This is a genomic window from Peribacillus asahii (genome assembly GCF_004006295.1).
Lineage (GTDB): Bacteria > Bacillota > Bacilli > Bacillales > DSM-1321 > Peribacillus > Peribacillus asahii_A.
Genome location: NZ_CP026095.1, coordinates 3,685,803 through 3,704,143, shown reverse-complemented (window position 1 = coordinate 3,704,143; position 18,341 = coordinate 3,685,803). Strand labels below are relative to the sequence as shown.

Genomic DNA, 18,341 nt, shown 5'->3' with positions numbered 1-18,341 from the left:
AAGCCCTCATTCTTATTGAATGAGGGCTTTTCTAAATCTATTCCACAAGAATATTGGCTTTTTTTAAGACAGCTTCCGCTTCATCTAACAGCTCTTCTGATGATGCGCTTAATGTATGAAGATGAATACCATCGGTTAGTTCTAGTAAATAGGAAGCATTTGTTTCTGACATTTTAGTAAGAAATTGTTGAACGTCTTTGCGGCTGCTAACCATAATAGATGCTGTTAAATCGCCGTATATAGGATGTTCAATGCTCACATTTTTAACAGTTACCCCGATATCAACAAGTAAGTTTAGCTCTTCCTCTGTACGTGAAGGCTCATGGTGACAGGCAACGGTACGCTCATAATTTTGTGTTTTGTTTGCTGTATGCATATATAAATAGCCTTGGCTTGTTGCGATAATCGGTTCATTTCGGGCTTTTAGAAGTGTGATGTCACTCACAATTACTTGTCGGCTAACATTAGCTTGTTTTGAAAGCTCACTTCCTGTAATAGGCCGGTCACTTGATTGGAGAATGTGCAGTAGTTGCAATCGTCTTTCTTCACCGAGTAACTTTTTTTTCGTGTCCATATGATCTCTCCTCAATGTTTAAAAACGAATAATTATTTCATTGTACCACAGCCTGAATAAAGTTTTCGGCTAATTTTTTCACATCTGCTTCTGTCGTCATTTTGCCAAATGAAAGGCGAATAAGCTGATGTGCTTCCTCAATGGTTTTCCCCATAGCAAGCATCATTTTGGAAGGCTCCTGCTTATCAATCTGGCAAGCACTTCCTGTAGAAATAGCTAATCCACGTCGATTTAATTCAATCATTATATATTGTCCTTGCAGTCCTGAGCAGGTTAACGCAAGAATATGCGGCAACTGGCTTCTTTTTGATTCTATGACTTCAAAGAGTACATTCGATTCATGCAGCAGCTCAATGAATTGTGTGCGTAAGGTGAATATGCGTGCTAATTCCTGATCGAGCTGGTTTACTAGCTTTGTAGCAGCTGTCACAAAAGCGGCAATTCCTGGCACGTTGACAGTACCAGCTCGAAAGCCATATTCATGAGTCACATTTGGAAGCGCCGGTTTTAGTTTATGTTTATTTGGAAAAATAACCGCTCCGACACCTTTTGGACCATATACTTTATGGCTGGAGATTGCCATGCTGTCACAAGCTCTGCTAATCGATTGTAGTGGCAGTTTAGCAAAAGATTGGACACAATCGACATGAAGAAAAGTATCTCGGTTGTGTAGGATTGTTCGTATATCTTCAATTGGCTGTACGACTCCTGTTTCGGAATTAACGTGTTGAACGATGACGAGACATGTTTGTTCCGAAAGCTGGTTTTCTAAATAATCGAGATCTATTGTGCCATCTTGTAGATGCTCAAGGTACGTAATATGATAGCCGTTGTTTTTAAGCTTTTCAACATATTGATAGATGGAGGCATGCTCCGCTTGGCTAACTAATATATGGTTTTTATGTGGATGTTTAGATGACAATAAGGTGTCAATCGCAAGTACATTGCTTTCAGACCCGCCGCTTGTAAAAATCACATGCTCTTTTTCAACGTGTAGTAGTGCAGCGAGCTGTTGACGTGATACATCAAGTAGCTTGGCAGACTGGGAGCCGCAATCATGAAGGCTGCTTGAATTTCCATAAAACTGCTGTGAAGCATCTATCCATACTTTTAAAGCATCAGAATCAATTGGTGTTGTTGCTGCGTAGTCAAAATAAATCAAAATGGTCACATCCACTTCATAGTGTAGGATTAGGTTATAGAGAATGGTTATCTTTCCTAATGCCGTTATTTAACAGGTCTATTCTAAAAAACTCTTGATTATAGTTTAATAATGTGTAAATATATGTGTCAAGACACTTGTTAAATCAAGGAGCGGTAAAAATGAATAATATGGAAGTCATTATCGTCGGCAGTGGAATTTCAGCATTAAAAACGGCAATAGAAGCGAGTACAACCAAACATGTGATGCTTATCACAAAATCTAAGCTTCGTCATAGCAACTCGTATTTAGCACAAGGTGGAATTGCCGTTGCTATGTCTAAAGAGGATACACCGATTTCCCATAGAGAAGATACGATTCAAGCAGGCCGTTATTATAACAATGTAAAAGCGGTAGAAGCATTAGTGCAAACAGCTCCTGTTGCCATTTCAGAACTAATAGCATCTGGGATGGAATTTGATCGTAATCCAGAAGGACATCTTATGCTCGGGATGGAAGGGGCTCATAGTGAGCGTAGAATTCTTCATAGTCATGGTGATGCAACTGGAAAATACATCATCGAGCATTTGCTTAGAGAGTTGGCTCTTTCAAAGGTGGAAGTGATGGAAGATGCAGCAGTCGTTGAGCTCATAATGGGGGATGATGCTTCCTGTATTGGTGTTAAGATAGTGGATCCTGAAGGCCAGCTTCAAACGATGTATGGTGAACATATTGTGTTAGCAACTGGCGGATGTGGTTCATTATTTCAGTTCACGTCTAATGCCAACACCGTATCTGGAGACGGAATTGCTCTAGCTCTTAAAGCGGGAGCGCGTATTCGTGATATGGAGTTTATTCAATTTCATCCGACTTTATTATATTGTAACGGCAAAACACAAGGACTTGTATCTGAAGCCGTTCGTGGTGAAGGAGCAAAGCTTGTAACAGCATCAGGAAAAGCGATTATGAAGGATGTTCATGCTTTAGCAGATTTAGCGCCACGTCATATTGTCGCGCAAACGATTTACTCCTATATTGAACGTGGAGAAAACGTGTATTTAGATATTTCGATGATTTCTAATTTTAGCGAGCGTTTTCCAACAGTTGCTGCCCTTTGCTTAAAAAATGGAATCCATCTTGAAGAAGGAAAAATTCCTGTAGCTCCCGGCAATCATTTTTTAATGGGAGGAATTGAAACGGATGGGAAAGGGCGAACTTCTGTCGAAGGTTTATATGCTGTTGGAGAAGTCGCTTGTACAGGTGTTCATGGTGCCAATCGTCTTGCTAGCAATTCACTATTAGAGGGGTTAGTTTTTGGGAGCACTCTCGGTCGCTATTTGCAGCAAGCTCCTGAAAGAGTATTACCTCAAGAAAAGAAAACGTTAAAAGAGACCAGTCATGTTTTAATTATGTTGCCTGAATTAGAGGATATTCAAAAGCATCTTATGCATTATGCGGGTATTGTTCGGAATACGAAGGATCTTGGCCGCTTAAAAGCCTGGTTGGAATCATTTCAGATTGATTGTTTGCTCGAGCTAGCATGTGAGGATGTTTCGATCCAGCAGTTAGCAAAAGTGAATGCGATTATTGTCTCATGGTTGATTGCTGAATCGGCATTAGCAAGGCAAGAAAGCAGGGGTGGTCATTTCCGAAGTGATTATCCAATGGAAAATGATGCGGTTTGGCTGGATACTTCCATAATATTAGATCGTCATGAAGTGATGAAACGTTTGAAAGGAAGCGTTGTATATGAATTTATTAAAGCTTAGGCAATTATTAGAGCAATTCTTTATTGAGGATATCGGCGAACGCGATGTGACGAGCGACACTTTATTTCCAGTTGAATCACAAGGTACGTTAACATTTTTGGCAAAAGAAGCTGGTATTTTCTCAGGAGGAGACGTCATTAAAACAGGCTTTACGATGTTAGATTCAACCATTGAAATTGAGTTGTTTGTAAGAGATGGTGAATCGTTTGAAGTTGGTCAAAAGCTTGCGCAAATGACGGGGAGTATGGCCGCTCTTTTAAAGGGAGAGCGAGTGGTGCTGAATTTAGTCCAACGAATGTCGGCCATTGCGACAGAAGCTAATAAAGCAGTGCAAATATTAGCCGGAACGAAGACGAAGCCCTGTGATACAAGAAAGACAACACCGGGTCTACGTATGTTAGAGAAGTATGCCGTTCAATCTGGCGGGGCTTTCAATCATCGCTATGGCTTGTATGATGCGGTTATGATTAAAGATAATCATATTTCCTTTGCAGGTTCGATTACAAAGGCTGTTGAGATCGTTAAAGCGAAGCTCGGTCATACAGTTAAAATTGAAGTCGAAACAGAGTCAAAAGAGCAAGTGATTGAAGCAGTCCAGGCTGCTGCTGATATTATTATGTTTGATAATCGAACACCAGAGGAAATTAAACAACTTGTTCAATTAGTTCCGCCTCATATTGTGACAGAAGTATCGGGAGGAATTACGTTAGAGAATTTAGTTTTGTACCGAGATTGTGGAGCAGATATGATTTCGTTAGGATGCTTAACGCATAGTGTACGTGCGCTTGATATTAGTGCCAAGGTAAGAGAACGGGAGGGTGTGTATTAATGAGTTTATTAGAACAAGCGTTAGTCGCAACAGCTTTACCGGAAGTATATAAAACGATGACAACAGAAGAAATGGAAGCGCGTGTTTGGGAGATAAAAAAACAGCTCGGATCCCGTTTGTTTATTCCAGGGCATCACTATCAACGTGAAGAAGTGATTCAGTTTTCTGATGCTACGGGTGATTCCCTGCAGCTTGCTCAAATTTCTGCGGCGAATCGAGAGGCTGAATTTATTGTCTTCTGTGGTGTACATTTTATGGCAGAAACAGCGGATATTTTAACGACGGAAGCACAAACAGTTATCTTACCGGATATGCGTGCAGGCTGTTCGATGGCGGATATGGCGGATATTCATCAAACAGATCGAGCTTGGGTAAAACTGCAACAGTTGTTTGGTGATACAATTCTTCCTTTAACATATGTAAACTCAACAGCAGCGATTAAAGCGTTTGTGGGTAAAAATGGAGGAGCAACCGTTACCTCTTCAAACGCGAAGGAAATGGTATCTTGGGCTCTATCCCAGAAGGAACGGATTTTATTTTTACCTGACCAACATTTAGGGAGAAATACGGCTTATGATTTAGGAATTCCTTTAGATCAGATGGCTGTATGGGATCCGCATAAAGATGAATTAATTTATGAAGGAAATATCGAGAACATTAAAGTATTGCTTTGGAAAGGCCACTGCTCTGTTCATGAAAACTTTACAACTGCTAATATTGAAGAACTGCGTAAAACGCAACCAGATATGAGAATTATTGTTCATCCCGAATGTCGCCGTGAAGTAGTGGCAATGGCGGATGATAATGGCTCAACTTCTTATATTATTAACGCTATTGAACAGGCGGAACCGGGCAGCTCATGGGCAATTGGAACGGAAATGAATCTTGTTAAACGATTGATGGCTAAGCATCCGGATAAGAATATTATCTCTTTGAATCCGAATATGTGTCCATGCTTGACGATGAATCGAATTGATTTGCCGCACTTACTATGGTCTCTTGAATCGATTAGTAAAGGGCAAGTGATTAATCCAATTAAGGTAGAAAAAAATATTGCCGATGATGCCATTCTTGCATTAAATCGAATGTTACAATATAAATGATCATGAAGAAGACCTGAATGGAACATGATTCAGGTCTTTTTACTGTTTCGTATATGTTCCCTTGGTTTGAACTTCGAAGGTGAAAAGTGAAATGTATATAAATTTTTCATAAAGTCTTTCTTTCTGGCATAAGTTTTGATGATGAAATATTATCAATTTAATAATCGCTTCATAGTATATATGGACATATGCACAGGAGGGATTGCAGCGTGAAAATTCATATAGTCCAAAAAGGCGACACGCTTTGGAAGCTGGCTAAAAAGTATGGCGTCAGTTTCGAAGAATTAAAAAAATTAAACACACAGTTAAGCAACCCGGATTTATTAATGCCGGGTATGAAACTAAAAATACCAGGTTCAGCTGGCAACGTGAAGAAAGAGGCGGTCAAGCCGAGCAAAATTGTTCATAAAGGAATAAAGGAAGCGCAGATTCCTTCCACTCCACCACAAGTTTCTAAAGAGGAAGAACAACCTATTATGCAGTTAAAGCCAATGGCAGAGGAACAGCCTATTATGCAGCCAAAGCCGGTTGAGAAAGAACAACCAGTCGTTGTTCAAAAAGAGGTACCTATTCCTGAACCGGTCATCCCACAGGCGGATATGGCGAATAATTATACGTTAAGCATGAAGGAGATGCAGGTTACACCTCTACCTGAGGCGAAGGAAGAAGTAAAAGTTCCTGAAGTACCGAAGCCCCCAGAAATTCCGCAAGCTCCACCCGTTCAGATTGAAGCGATGGTACAGCAGCCTATTGAGACATGTATTCCGGTGACACCAATTTTGCCAGGAACAGGATTTTGTTATCCGCCTCCACCGCCAATCCCGCAGCAATGGATGTATGGGCAATGTGAAGGGGGACAAATGAACCCACAAGTCTATGAAGAAAGTCCAGATGTTTTGGGGGAATTCGCTATGGAAGCTCCGGTGAATGCTCACTATGTGGCTGGTGCGAGTATGCCAGGCATGATGCAGACACCGACATTTAATCCATATTCAGGAGGATTACCGCAGCAGCCCGCACAGCAATATGATGGATATGAATCAATGAACATGCAGCCTTCAGCATCTCTAGCACAGCCGTACGTACAGCCTACTTACCAAGAAGAATCAGAGGATTGTGGATGTAGTAAAGGCTCTATAGGAATATATGGGCCGGATAAAGGGAAAAACCCATATCCGCAAGCGGTTTATACCCAACCGAATTTTTCTAATGCATCCTATCAACAGCCGCAAAATTATTCGCAGTATCAACAACCATTTCCAGGCACACCGTATCAACCACCACTTGCGGGAACTCAAGTACAGCCTACTTACCAAGAAGAATCAGAGGATTGTGGATGTAGTAAAGGCTCTATAGGAACATATGGGCCGGATAAAGGGAAAAACCCATATCCGCAAGCGGTTTATACCCAACCAAATTTTTCTAACGCACCCTATCAACAGCCGCAAAATTATTCGCCGTATCAACAACCGCTTCCAGGCACACCGTATCAACCACCATTTGCGAGTGCACAAACGCAGCCATCGTATCAACAGCCAGGTGAGCAAGCAGAGTCGCCGTCCCAGCCGTCATTTATGGGAATCCAAATGAATCCATCGTATCAACAGCCAGGTGAGCAAGCAGAGTCGCCGTCCCAGCCGTCATTTATGGGAATCCAAATGAATCCATCGTATCAACAACCAGGCGAACAAGCAGAGTCGCCGTCCCAGCCGTCATTTATGGGAACCCAAATGAAGCCATCGTATCAGCAACCAGGCGAACAAGCAGAGTCGCCGTCCCAGCCGTCATTTATGGGAACCCAAATGAATCCATCGTATCAGCAACCAGGTGAACAAGCAGAGTCGCCGTCCCAGCCGTCATTTATGGGAACCCAAATGAAGCCATCGTATCAACAACCAGGCGAACAAGCAGAGTCGCCGTCCCAGCCGTCATTTATGGGAATCCAAATGAAGCCATCGTATCAACAACTAGGCGAACAAGCAGAGTCGCCGTCTCAGCCGTCATTTGCGGGAATCCAAATGAAGCCATCGTATCAACAGCCAGGCACCCAAGCGCCGCCGTCGTACCAGCAACCATTTGCGGGAACCCAAGCACAGCCATCGTACCAGCAACCATTTGCGGGAACCCAAGCACAGCCATCGTACCAGCAACCATTTGCGGGAACCCAAGCACAGCCATCGTACCAGCAACCATTTGCGGGAACGCAAGTACAGCCATCGTACCAGCAACCATTTGCGGGAACCCAAGCACAGCCATCGTACCAGCAACCATTTGCGGGAACCCAAGCACAGCCATCGTACCAGCAACCATTTGCGGGAACCCAAGCACAGCCATCGTACCAGCAACCATTTGCGGGAACCCAAGCACAGCCATCGTACCAGCAACCATTTGCGGGAACGCAAGTACAGCCATCGTACCAGCAACCATTTGCGGGAACGCAAGTACAGCCACCGTATCAACAACAGCCAGGTACCCAAGCGTCACCGTCGTACCAGCAACCATTTGCGGGAACCCAAACAAAGCCGTCTTATCAACAGCCATTTCCAAATATGTATGCTCAGCCAAAGCATATGTCAGGTCAATATAAAAATACTCAACGAGAGAATCCAGCAGAGCAACAAGATTATTCAGGGGAGCATGGTTTGAATCCGTATCTGCCACAACAAGATAATCCATATGCGACCATTCCATTCGGTGGACAGCCGGGCATGAATGTACCAGGACACTTTGGCGGTCAGCCAGGACCTTTTATTCCAGATCAATTCGGTGGGGTTCGTGCGCCTGAGACATTTGGTATGCCAACGTATACTGAGGAAAGCAATGACTTTTAGTCGAAATCATCGCTTTAAAAATCGCCTTTTTTCTAAAATTAAAGGGTTAAAAAGCAGACCGGAGAGAATGAAGCAACTTCAAGGGGATGTGTATTTACTTACCTTTAAAAATCATCCTCCCCTTATTTTAAAGGGCTTTACTAGTCGTGAGAAATGGTATCGTCAGCAAGTATTGACCTCTTTATTAAAACAAAAGGGTTTTGACCGTACGTATAGTATGTACAGTGAGCCAGAACCATTTCAGCTAGATGGCATGTGGTACAGTTTTATTGAATTTTTGCCGCCAAGTGCCAATAAATTTAATTTTGCTAATGAGTCTAATCGAAAAGAAGGAGCGCAGCTGTTAGAAGCATTTCATAACAGTGCTGACCAGATTTCATTACCATCACTTCCCGTTTATAATCAATTAAATAAATGGAGAGATCGCTTAGCTTTATTCCGACAAAATGTGTCATATATTCGCGAGCATATTCCAGAGTCTATTTTGGAAGAATGGATTGCTTGGGCAGAGTGGTCCTTAAAGGGCTTAGAGACTTATCAAAAGGAGATAAATCAAGAAACCAATACGATTATTCATGGGGACTGTGCCCATCATAATTTTCTCCGTAAGGAAGACGGGACACTGGCTTTAATTGATTTTGATTTAATTGCTAAAGCTCCACGTATGATAGATTATTTACAATATGCGAATCGGATTTTACCTCATTTGGATAACCCGTCTAAGGACGTTTGGAAGTATCGGCAAATTGCAGCATATAAAAAAAATCCAGCTTTTTTGTATGCCCTTGCTTATCCGTCTGATATTTTTCGTGAGTGGAACCTTTTATTTAAAACACGTTTTCGTTTAGATCATGTGTGGAAAATAACCGTTGAAGATTTTGAGAAACGAATGGAGTTGAATAAGCAGTTGGCACAGCTCGTTTCTAAATAGGGCAATAACTAACAGAGTAAAATCCCCCCTTGTTATTAATGCTATAAATGAGCAATCAAAGGGGGGTTGTTATTGCGACAGAAATTATGGATAGGGCCCTTATGCCTAGCAGTAGTAGTGGGACTAAGCGGCTGTAATAACCAACAAGCAACAGAAAATGAAAACTTCCTTAACCGAACGAGCTATCAGTCAACAGAAAAAGATCAGCTTGTTCGAAATATAAATAATGAAATACCGATGTTAGATGATGCGGAAGATGGTTTACACAATGGCAATGATAGCTACAGTGAAAGGGACCGTAATTATCATGGTCACGCGAGTAAACCACTTCATGCGAAGTCTTCATATTATAATTCTTATGAAGGTAATCTCGTCGATCGTATTAATCGTCAGGTCAATTCTATTCCAAATGTGAAGGATACTCGGGCAATTGTGATGCAAAAGGATGTACTTGTAACGGTTTTGCTTGATGATTATGCACAAGCAAGAGCGATTAAGAATGTTGTTATCGAACAAGTACAGCCGCTTGTTAAAGGGCGAACTCTTCATGTAACAACAGATACAGGGGTATATTACCGCACGATGACACTTGATAACAATTTACGTGATGGAGGTCCGACAGACGTAGTGATTTTAGATGCAGATGATTTATTTGATAATCTGGACATTCACGAAGATCATCTTAGGTAATCAACATGAACTGACTTCAATCTTGGAGTCAGTCCTTTTTTGTTTACCTTTGTTAAACAATATTCATTAACATAGCCTTTGGTTAAAAAGCTTTTATTCGGTCACACTAATAAAAAAAGCAGATACCGCAAGAGGTGAGGGTTATGATAATACGAATTCTGGCTTGTTTCATGTTCCTGTTTTTTTCCTTCGTCTGGACGGGATCAGCAGAACTATCGATTCAAGAGTACCAGCCTATTGAAAGAAAGGTCATTCTTCAACGCGAATATTTAGATGGAGAGCTGAGCGAAGAAAAAGTAATGGAAGTCATTGGGTCGATGGCTCAGTTTCAAAAAAAATATCGAGAGTGGCAAATTGTTGAACAGACAAAAGAACATCTTGTGCTGCATAAATTCGAAAATGATATTTCCCCTTTGCTTAAAGCGAACGGTTATTTCGGCATAACAGAAGATGGAACGTTGTCTATTTTTAATGGAAAACCAGAGTATGAAAAAGTGATTCATACTTTCTTTCAATTGGATGTTGGAAAGCTTGAGGCCTATCAACAAGAGGAATTACAGCAAGGTATTCCGATTATCAGTAAGGAGCAATTTACTAACTTAATTAAGGAATATAAAGTATATTCGATGCCTTCTAACTCCGCTCATTAGGAAATAGATTCTTCCTTCCGCAAATTCCTCAATCTATGGTACAATGAGAGATACAGCAAAATCAGGGAGAGAAGAGATTTGTATGATTATTTAAAAGGAATGGTCGACTATATTGGACCGGAATACATAGTAGTAGAAAATGGGGGAATTGGGTATCAGGTCGTGACACCAAATCCTTTTGTTTTTTCCAATCAATTAAAAAAAGAAATTCAAATTTATTTATATCAGTATGTTCGAGAGGATTTAATTGCACTTTACGGATTTCAAACACGTCAAGAAAAGGCGTTATTTATGAAACTCTTAGGTGTAACGGGAATTGGTCCCAAAGGGGCGCTTGCTATTTTAGCATCTGGTCAAGTTGATCAAGTGGTTCAGGCTATTGAACAGGAGGATGAATCATTTCTTGTGAAGTTCCCAGGTGTTGGGAAGAAAACAGCACGCCAAATGATTTTGGATTTAAAAGGGAAACTGGAACATATTATTCCCGATGCTTTTCCGAGTTTATTTCATGAACCGAGTGAGCGCGTAGAAACGAAGTCAACGGAACTAGATGAAGCCATTCTTGCCTTAAAGGCACTAGGTTATTCGGATAAAGAAGTGCAAAAAGTAGCAAAGCAGCTTGGTGCAGAGACATTCACGACGGAACAGTATATTAAAAAAGCATTACAAATGATGTTAAGATAAGGGGTGGCGTAATGGAGGAGAGAATAGTGAATCAGGAGGTTGATTCGAACGAACTGTCCTTTGAACAAAGCTTGCGACCACAAACATTACAGCAATATATTGGCCAAGATAAGGTCAAGGCAAATTTAAGTGTGTTTATTGAAGCGGCACGGATGCGTGAAGAAACACTCGATCATGTACTATTATATGGACCACCTGGTCTTGGGAAAACGACATTAGCGGTTATTATTGCGAATGAAATGGGCGTAAATATTCGTACAACATCTGGACCTGCTATTGAAAGGCCTGGTGATTTGGCGGCGATTCTAAGTGCGCTTGAACCAGGAGATGTGTTATTCATTGATGAAATTCATCGTTTGCCGCGTGCTGTAGAAGAGGTATTGTATCCTGCTATGGAGGATTTTTGTCTTGATATTGTTATTGGGAAGGGGCCTGAGGCGCGTTCAATACGGATTGACCTTCCGCCTTTTACTTTAGTTGGAGCTACGACAAGAGCCGGTGCTTTATCGGCCCCGTTACGTGATCGCTTTGGCGTATTGAGTCGCTTAGAATATTATACGGAGTATCAATTAACAGATATCGTCATGCGAACGTCGGTTATTATGGATACAGAAATGGATGTGCAAGCGGCAGGGGAAATTGCGAGAAGATCACGCGGTACGCCTCGAATTGCCAATCGTCTGCTTCGAAGAGTACGAGATTTTGCTCAAGTGCGTGGGGATGGTACAATTACAAAGGAACTAGCTGACTATGCTTTAGAGCTTTTACAAGTTGATCGCCTAGGCCTTGATCATATTGATCATAAGCTTCTCAAAGGAATTATAGAAAAATTCCGCGGTGGACCAGTAGGGCTAGAAACGATTGCGGCGACAATCGGAGAAGAAGCTCATACGATTGAAGATGTATATGAACCGTATTTATTACAAATTGGTTTCTTACAAAGAACCCCTCGTGGTCGAATGGCCACACCTCTTGTATATGAGCATTTTCAAATGGAGGTGCCGAAATGACAGGGTTGCCTAAGATTTTGATGACTCTTGGTGTTATTCTTTTTATTATTGGCTTTGCGATGAAATTTATTAATCTTGGTAAACTTCCAGGTGATATTGTCATTAAAAAAGAGAATACAACGTTTTATTTTCCGATTGTCACGTCGATTATTGTCAGCTTGATTTTATCGGCGATTTTTTATGTTATTGGAAGGTTTAAATAATGGCTCTGTTACATACTGTGATGTTTTTTTGCTTATCTAAAAACAAAGATTCCATATGAACAGTCCAAAAAAAGCGCATGAATTAACATAATGAATTAACATAGCCTAAGTATGAAAGATACTTCAAGATTGAACTTATGAGGAAGTGGAAGAAGTGAAATTAGATTTATTTGATTTTCATTTGCCGGAGGAATTGATTGCTCAAGTCCCATTGGAAAATAGGGAAGCAAGCAGACTGATGGTGTTAGATAAAGAAACGGGAGACATACAGCACGATGTATTCAAACATATTACAGAGTATCTGCAACCAGGCGACTGCTTAGTATTAAATGATACAAAGGTGCTGCCTGCGCGCCTGCATGGAAGCAAGGAAGATACGGGTGCTAATATAGAGGTGCTGTTATTAAAACAGCAGCAAGATGATGAATGGGAAACGCTTGTGAAACCAGCGAAACGAATTAAAGAAGGCTCAACGATTTTCTTTGGAGATGGGAAATTAAAGGCTGTTTGTACAGGTGTACTTGAGCACGGTGGACGCATGTTACGATTTCAGTATGACGGGATTTTTTATGAAGTGCTTGAGGAATTAGGGGAAATGCCATTACCTCCTTATATTAAAGAACAGCTGGATGACCAAGACCGTTATCAGACGGTATATGCACGAGAACGCGGTTCAGCAGCAGCGCCAACAGCCGGACTTCATTTTACGAAAGAGCTGTTAGCGAAGGTGAAGGAGATGGGCGTTCATATTGCCTTTATTACGCTTCATGTTGGCCTGGGTACATTTCGTCCGGTAAATGTCGAGGATATTGATGATCATGATATGCACTCAGAATTTTATCAAATGACAGCGGATACGGCTCATTTGTTAAATGAAGTGAAAGCGAATGGCGGACGCATTATTACGGTTGGAACCACTTCAACGAGAACACTGGAAACGATTGCTTCTCGTCATAATGGTGTGTTTAAAGAAGAAAGTGGTTGGACAAGTATTTTTATTTATCCTGGCTATGAATTTAAGGGAATTGACGCAATGATTACCAATTTCCATCTGCCTAAATCTACGTTAATTATGCTGATTAGTGCGCTCGCTGGTCGAGAGAACGTGCTTCATGCTTATAATCTAGCTGTGGAAGAAAAATACAGGTTCTTTAGTTTTGGAGATGCAATGTTTATTAAATAAGAGTGAATGGCTCTTGAAAGGAGTTATATGAGTTGACAGCAATACGATACGAACATATTAAAACATGTAAACAAACAGGGGCAAGGCTTGGAATTGTTCATACACCTCATGGTTCTTTTGAGACACCAGCATTTATGCCGGTTGGAACGATGGCTACTGTAAAAACGATGTCACCTGAGGAATTAAAACAAATGGGGGCAGGCATTATCTTAAGCAATACATATCATTTGTGGTTACGTCCAGGTCATGATATTGTGAAAGAAGCAGGCGGCTTACATCAATTTATGAATTGGGATCGTCCGATTTTAACAGATTCGGGTGGCTTTCAAGTGTTTAGCTTAAGCGATTTTCGTAAGATTGAAGAGGAAGGCGTTCATTTTCGAAATCATTTGAATGGTGATAAATTATTTTTGTCCCCTGAAAAAGCGATGGAGATTCAAAATGCGCTGGGCTCTGATATTATGATGGCGTTTGATGAATGTCCGCCATTCCCTGCAACAGAAGAGTATATGAAAAAATCGGTTGAGCGTACATCGCGTTGGGCTGAGCGCTGCTTAAAAGCACATGAGCGTCCGCAAGATCAAGGTTTATTTGGTATTGTTCAAGGTGGCGAATATGAGCATCTTCGTAAGCAAAGTGCTCAAGATTTAATATCTTTAGACTTCCCAGGCTATGCGATTGGTGGTCTATCGGTTGGTGAACCAAAAGACATTATGAATCGCGTTCTTGAGTTTACAACACCATTATTACCAGCGGATAAACCGCGCTATTTAATGGGCGTAGGTTCTCCTGATTCCTTAATTGATGGCGCAATTCGCGGAGTTGATATGTTTGATTGTGTTCTTCCAACACGTATTGCACGTAATGGAACACTGATGACAAGTAATGGTCGACTTGTTGTAAAAAATGCGAAATACGCTCGTGATTTTGGTCCGCTCGATGAAAACTGTACTTGTCATGTTTGTCAAAACTACAGTCGTGCTTATATCCGTCATTTAATTAAGTGTGACGAAACGTTTGGAATTCGACTTACGACTTATCATAATCTTCATTTTCTGTTAAACTTAATGGAGCAGGTCAGACAAGCTATTAGAGAAGATCGTCTTGGAGACTTTAGGGAAGAGTTTTTTGAACAATATGGTTTTAATAAACCGAATGCGAAAAACTTCTAATTCCATACATATTACGTAGAAAGGAGATTACATATGGACAGTTTAGTACAATTAGCACCATTACTTATTATGTTTGTATTGTTCTATTTTTTGCTTATTCGTCCACAAAAGAAGCGCCAAAACAAAGTTCAACAAATGCAGAACAGCTTGAAAAAAGGCGACAAAGTTGTGACGATTGGCGGCTTACATGGAGCAGTCGATTCAATTGATGAATTGAAACTGGTTATTAAATCACCAGACGGTACAAAATTAACTTTTGACAGACAAGCTATTCGCGAAGTCGTTGAAAGTGCGCCTGAGAAGGTAGAAGCTTAAGAATAAAGAAACCGAGCGGATTCCCGCTCGGTTTCTTTATTCTCCTTTACTTATATTTACTCCAAGTATTCCTCCCATTGTAGCCGTCACAATGAAGCATCCATAAGAAACCCATTGCTTTACAGAAAATAATGAATCGTGTCCTAAATATTGAAATAATAAAATAATCGCTAAGTAGACAATTCCGGTGCCTCCACCGAGTAGGATTCCTTGCTTTCGTCCTTTACCTCCTGATACAAAGCCTCCAATGAAAATCGATAAAAATGTGACAATCATTACAACGAGACTTATGGACGATTCTGTTAATGCTGTGAAGCGAAGCAATGTAGAGAAGATAAGACTGGCAATTATCGCTAAAACAAAAATGGTGCTAACACCGTATAGGATGGCGAAGCTCATTCTTTTTGTTTCGATTGTCGTTCCCCCCTTTTTAGTACAAGCATATTCGCAGAAACCCTTGCCTAGACCAAACGATTAAAAAATGGAAAAATATTTTCCCAATTCTTGCACATTCTAATAACGAATGATCATTTAATGAGCAAGGGAGTGGATGTATGTGGAGTTGTATGCCACGATTGGTTTAAGAACAGTCATCAGTTATTTGCTTATTTTAATTATTTTTCGTTTAATGGGTAAGCGTGAAATTGGTGAATTAAGTATTTTAGATTTAGTCGTTTTTATCATGCTAGGGGACATTGCTGTTATTGCTGCTGAAAGACAGGAAAAACCTTTTCTAGAAATTCTTTTTCCTATGCTTATTTTACTCGTTATTCAACTCTTATTTTCATATATGTCATTGAAAAGCTCGAAGTTTCGTAAAGTACTAGACGGTAGTCCTAGTATTATTATTAACAATGGGAAGATTGATGAAAAAGCAATGCGCCAGCAACGCTATAATTTTGATGATTTACTGACGCAGCTTCGTGAAAAAGGCATTATTGATATCAACGAGGTTCAGTTCGCCATTTTAGAAACAACAGGTAAGCTGTCTGTTATTCAACGAGATAACAAGGCAGTTTCCCAACATAAGGAGACTGCATTTCCCCTAATTATGGATGGCGAAGTACAGGAGGATAGCCTCAAACACATTGGGCAAAATCAGTTTTGGCTTCGTCAGCAATTAAAGAAACGGGGCTATGAAGATATAAAGAAAATATCCCTATGTAGCTATAAGAACGGAACGCTGTATATTGATCAAAGTGACAGTTAAGGGCGCCATGCAAAACGGGCTAGAAAATGTCCAATTCGCGGAATGCGCTTTAGGTCACTCTTTTTAATGTTACCAGTAGCAAGCATCAGTACAATATACGTGATCAGAAGAATAGTCAGTGAACTTAGTAATCGGGTACTAATAGAGAAATTGGTTAAAAGATAATGGAACATATAATAACCGCTGGCACCCGAGATGAGGCCAATGAGCAGAGCAGAACAATAGCTGCGAACATGAATGGTGAACGGTACGACTTTTAAGACCGTTGAGAAATGCAAAAAAGTCACGAGCACTGTTCCGACAGCAATCCCCATGGCTGCTCCCATAATGCCAAAATTCTCTTTTGTCGCTAATAAGAAGATCACTACAATTTTAACGATGGCGCCAATCAAACTATTAATCATCGCTGCTCGCGCTAAATTCAATGCTTGAAGCATGGCTTGTAAAGGAATTTGAAAATAGAACATAACAAAAAAAGGTGCGAGAAATTTAATAAAAACCGCAGCGTTTGAGGAGCCGTACATCAGCTCTAAAAGCGGGTCAGCAAACACATAAAGAGCAATAACGGCTAAACAACCCGTGCTGAAGGTAATATTTAATGTTTGTTGCAATCGATGTTCAATTAATTTCATATTTCCAATTGACTTTGCTTCACTTACCGCTGGAACAAGTGATGTAGCAAGGGACGATGTAATGAAGGAAGGAAGCATTAATAAGGGCAAGGCGTATCCAGTTAACTCCCCGTATTGCTTAGTAGCGACAGTTGTAGCTACACCCGCAATCGCTAAACTTTGAGCGACTACAATCGGTTCTAAAAACCAAGCAAAAGAACCGATCATTCGACTGCCCGTTGTCGGAACGGCGATGCCCATTAATTCGGTAAACGTGTCTTTGCCTGAGTGAGCCATCTTAAAAAAGCCTTTACGTAATTTAAAGTGTTTTTTCAATTTAAAGGCACGCAGTAAGTAAAGAAGGGAGGCGAGCTCTCCAATAATGGATGCTAGCATGGCTCCTGCCGCCGCATATTCAATGCCATAAGGTAAAAAGGTTTTCGTTAAGACTGCAATAAAGGTGATTCGTACTATTTGTTCAATCAGTTGAGAAAGGGCAAATGGTTTCATATTTTGTTTGCCTTGAAAATAACCGCGCAGAACAGAAGAAATCGCAATAATTGGTACGACAGGGGAAATTGCTAGTAAAGGCCAAATCGTACGTTGATCTGTAAATAAAGTTTCAGAAAGTATAGGAGCCAGTATAATTAACAGTGGTGTGAAAATCATGGATAACGAAAAAGTACAGGCGAGGGAAACGACAAGAATTTTTTTTACTTTTCGCTCATCACCCCGTGCATGTGCTTCAGCAACAAATTTAGAAATGGCAACTGGAAGTCCGAATTGAGTAATCGCAATAACAAGAAATAATGTCGGGAGTGCCATCATATATAACCCGACCCCTTCTTCCCCGATAAAGCGGGCGATAACAATTCGGTTAATAAATCCGAGTACCCTCGTGATTAAGCTAGCTGCGATTAAAATTAATGTTCCTTTTAAGAATTTTGACATTGCTTACAATCCCTGCCTTCTCAAACAAGCTGTCATATTATACAATTAACTATATGCAGTGACTTGGACAAAGCATGACAAAAGTGTTTGCGTTAGATACAAATAATCTTTCTTCGATGGGGGAAAAGCGATGACACAGAATCATCCTTATCAACGATATTACATTAAGGTAAAGCCAGCTTTAAAAAGCAAGCGGGAAGAGTTTAGGATGCTCGGATTACATGCGGTGACTGAAGAGGACATTTGGAGTTACTTAACAGACAAAACATGGAAGCGTCCACAAGAAACGGTTCGTATTCATGAAATTGTCGCCGATATTTTAGCTCTTTCAAGCAGTCAATTTATGACGTTTCAAATGATTGCTGCTTATAAAGCACCGAGCCTTTTTGAACCTTTGTCATCAGAGGAATTGAAAGATTTGTTACGTGACTAAAGTGCATATAGAAGAGCGGCTCTTCGAAAAAATTGACAGTTGGTTGAATTT

At 40.7% G+C, this 18,341-nt stretch carries 18 protein-coding genes and 1 pseudogene; 15 read left to right on the top strand and 4 right to left on the bottom strand.

Features of this window, described 5'->3' with window-relative positions; translation table 11 throughout:
• Window positions 1–37 precede the first annotated feature (37 nt).
• A complete protein-coding gene (locus BAOM_RS18250) occupies window positions 38–574 on the bottom strand; it encodes a transcription repressor NadR (protein WP_127761505.1) in 537 nt (178 codons plus the stop codon).
• A gap of 37 nt (window positions 575–611) precedes the next feature.
• Window positions 612–1,736, bottom strand: coding sequence for an IscS subfamily cysteine desulfurase (locus BAOM_RS18245; RefSeq protein WP_164853286.1), 1,125 nt, complete (start codon window positions 1,734–1,736; stop codon window positions 612–614).
• A gap of 161 nt (window positions 1,737–1,897) precedes the next feature.
• Here BAOM_RS18245 and nadB point away from each other — a divergent pair, with 161 nt between their 5' ends.
• The 13 genes and pseudogenes from nadB to yajC all read left to right on the top strand — a co-directional run bounded on the left by nadB (window position 1,898) and on the right by yajC (window position 15,085).
• On the top strand, window positions 1,898–3,484 hold the full coding sequence (gene nadB, locus BAOM_RS18240) for an L-aspartate oxidase (RefSeq protein ID WP_127761503.1): 1,587 nt from the start codon (window positions 1,898–1,900) through the stop codon (window positions 3,482–3,484).
• Window positions 3,465–4,313: a carboxylating nicotinate-nucleotide diphosphorylase gene (nadC, locus tag BAOM_RS18235; RefSeq protein WP_127761502.1), complete on the top strand. Its 849-nt coding sequence runs from the start codon at window positions 3,465–3,467 to the stop codon at window positions 4,311–4,313. The genes nadB and nadC overlap by 20 nt, the downstream gene beginning before the upstream one ends.
• Complete coding sequence (gene nadA / locus BAOM_RS18230; protein WP_127761501.1) at window positions 4,313–5,416, top strand: quinolinate synthase NadA; 1,104 nt, start codon at window positions 4,313–4,315, stop codon at window positions 5,414–5,416. Before nadC ends, nadA begins: the two co-directional genes overlap by 1 nt.
• A gap of 209 nt (window positions 5,417–5,625) precedes the next feature.
• Window positions 5,626–5,796: pseudogene (gene safA / locus BAOM_RS25595) on the top strand (SafA/ExsA family spore coat assembly protein); the annotation flags it as partial.
• A 2,440-nt stretch (window positions 5,797–8,236) separates the two neighbouring features.
• Window positions 8,237–9,178, top strand: a complete 942-nt coding sequence (locus BAOM_RS18220) for a phosphotransferase (RefSeq protein WP_164853284.1) — start codon at window positions 8,237–8,239, stop codon at window positions 9,176–9,178.
• 72 nt (window positions 9,179–9,250) lie between these two features.
• A complete protein-coding gene (locus BAOM_RS18215; protein WP_164853283.1) occupies window positions 9,251–9,868 on the top strand; it encodes a YhcN/YlaJ family sporulation lipoprotein in 618 nt (205 codons plus the stop codon).
• Between the two features lie 143 nt (window positions 9,869–10,011).
• A complete protein-coding gene (locus BAOM_RS18210; protein WP_252282596.1) occupies window positions 10,012–10,518 on the top strand; it encodes a BofC C-terminal domain-containing protein in 507 nt (168 codons plus the stop codon).
• Window positions 10,519–10,596: 78 nt separating this feature from the next.
• On the top strand, window positions 10,597–11,202 hold the full coding sequence (gene ruvA / locus BAOM_RS18205) for a Holliday junction branch migration protein RuvA (RefSeq protein WP_127761497.1): 606 nt from the start codon (window positions 10,597–10,599) through the stop codon (window positions 11,200–11,202).
• Window positions 11,203–11,213: 11 nt separating this feature from the next.
• On the top strand, window positions 11,214–12,212 hold the full coding sequence (gene ruvB / locus BAOM_RS18200) for a Holliday junction branch migration DNA helicase RuvB (RefSeq protein ID WP_127761496.1): 999 nt from the start codon (window positions 11,214–11,216) through the stop codon (window positions 12,210–12,212).
• The gene (locus BAOM_RS18195; RefSeq protein WP_119117478.1) at window positions 12,209–12,415 is read left to right on the top strand and encodes a DUF2905 domain-containing protein; all 207 of its coding nucleotides are present in this window, start codon (window positions 12,209–12,211) and stop codon (window positions 12,413–12,415) included. The genes ruvB and BAOM_RS18195 overlap by 4 nt, the downstream gene beginning before the upstream one ends.
• Window positions 12,416–12,569: 154 nt before the next feature.
• The gene (gene queA, locus BAOM_RS18190; protein WP_127761495.1) at window positions 12,570–13,598 is read left to right on the top strand and encodes a tRNA preQ1(34) S-adenosylmethionine ribosyltransferase-isomerase QueA; all 1,029 of its coding nucleotides are present in this window, start codon (window positions 12,570–12,572) and stop codon (window positions 13,596–13,598) included.
• Window positions 13,599–13,630: 32 nt separating this feature from the next.
• Window positions 13,631–14,770, top strand: coding sequence for a tRNA guanosine(34) transglycosylase Tgt (gene tgt, locus BAOM_RS18185; RefSeq protein ID WP_119117476.1), 1,140 nt, complete (start codon window positions 13,631–13,633; stop codon window positions 14,768–14,770).
• A 33-nt stretch (window positions 14,771–14,803) separates the two neighbouring features.
• The gene (gene yajC / locus BAOM_RS18180) at window positions 14,804–15,085 is read left to right on the top strand and encodes a preprotein translocase subunit YajC (RefSeq protein ID WP_127761494.1); all 282 of its coding nucleotides are present in this window, start codon (window positions 14,804–14,806) and stop codon (window positions 15,083–15,085) included.
• A 36-nt stretch (window positions 15,086–15,121) separates the two neighbouring features.
• On the opposite strand, the gene BAOM_RS18175 is transcribed toward yajC, so the two are convergent.
• Window positions 15,122–15,484: a TIGR04086 family membrane protein gene (locus BAOM_RS18175; RefSeq protein WP_127761493.1), complete on the bottom strand. Its 363-nt coding sequence runs from the start codon at window positions 15,482–15,484 to the stop codon at window positions 15,122–15,124.
• Window positions 15,485–15,635: 151 nt separating this feature from the next.
• On the opposite strand from BAOM_RS18175, the gene BAOM_RS18170 reads away from it, so the two are divergent.
• Entirely contained in the window at window positions 15,636–16,295 is a 660-nt protein-coding gene (locus BAOM_RS18170; protein WP_127761492.1) for a DUF421 domain-containing protein, read from the top strand.
• On the opposite strand, the gene spoVB is transcribed toward BAOM_RS18170, so the two are convergent.
• A complete protein-coding gene (spoVB, locus tag BAOM_RS18165; RefSeq protein WP_127761491.1) occupies window positions 16,292–17,857 on the bottom strand; it encodes a stage V sporulation protein B in 1,566 nt (521 codons plus the stop codon). The genes BAOM_RS18170 and spoVB overlap by 4 nt on opposite strands.
• Window positions 17,858–17,987: 130 nt before the next feature.
• On the opposite strand from spoVB, the gene BAOM_RS18160 reads away from it, so the two are divergent.
• Window positions 17,988–18,290 carry a post-transcriptional regulator gene (locus BAOM_RS18160; protein WP_127761490.1) on the top strand — a complete coding sequence of 101 codons (303 nt, stop codon included), beginning with the start codon at window positions 17,988–17,990 and terminating at the stop codon, window positions 18,288–18,290.
• Window positions 18,291–18,341: the final 51 nt, after the last annotated feature.

Excerpts from the sequence above, each read along its gene's own strand:
- nadB (WP_127761503.1), top strand. The coding sequence starts at position 1,898 with ATGAATAATATGGAAGTCATTATCGTCGGCAGTGGAATTTCAGCATTA.
- BAOM_RS18175 (WP_127761493.1), bottom strand. The coding sequence starts at position 15,484 with ATGAGCTTCGCCATCCTATACGGTGTTAGCACCATTTTTGTTTTAGCG.
- BAOM_RS18160 (WP_127761490.1), top strand. The coding sequence starts at position 17,988 with ATGACACAGAATCATCCTTATCAACGATATTACATTAAGGTAAAGCCA.
- BAOM_RS18210 (WP_252282596.1), top strand. The coding sequence starts at position 10,012 with ATGATAATACGAATTCTGGCTTGTTTCATGTTCCTGTTTTTTTCCTTC.
- BAOM_RS18220 (WP_164853284.1), top strand. The coding sequence starts at position 8,237 with ATGACTTTTAGTCGAAATCATCGCTTTAAAAATCGCCTTTTTTCTAAA.
- nadA (WP_127761501.1), top strand. The coding sequence starts at position 4,313 with ATGAGTTTATTAGAACAAGCGTTAGTCGCAACAGCTTTACCGGAAGTA.
- BAOM_RS18170 (WP_127761492.1), top strand. The coding sequence starts at position 15,636 with ATGTATGTGGAGTTGTATGCCACGATTGGTTTAAGAACAGTCATCAGT.
- BAOM_RS18250 (WP_127761505.1), bottom strand. The coding sequence starts at position 574 with ATGGACACGAAAAAAAAGTTACTCGGTGAAGAAAGACGATTGCAACTA.
- yajC (WP_127761494.1), top strand. The coding sequence starts at position 14,804 with ATGGACAGTTTAGTACAATTAGCACCATTACTTATTATGTTTGTATTG.
- spoVB (WP_127761491.1), bottom strand. The coding sequence starts at position 17,857 with ATGTCAAAATTCTTAAAAGGAACATTAATTTTAATCGCAGCTAGCTTA.
- nadC (WP_127761502.1), top strand. The coding sequence starts at position 3,465 with ATGAATTTATTAAAGCTTAGGCAATTATTAGAGCAATTCTTTATTGAG.
- ruvB (WP_127761496.1), top strand. The coding sequence starts at position 11,214 with ATGGAGGAGAGAATAGTGAATCAGGAGGTTGATTCGAACGAACTGTCC.
- BAOM_RS18195 (WP_119117478.1), top strand. The coding sequence starts at position 12,209 with ATGACAGGGTTGCCTAAGATTTTGATGACTCTTGGTGTTATTCTTTTT.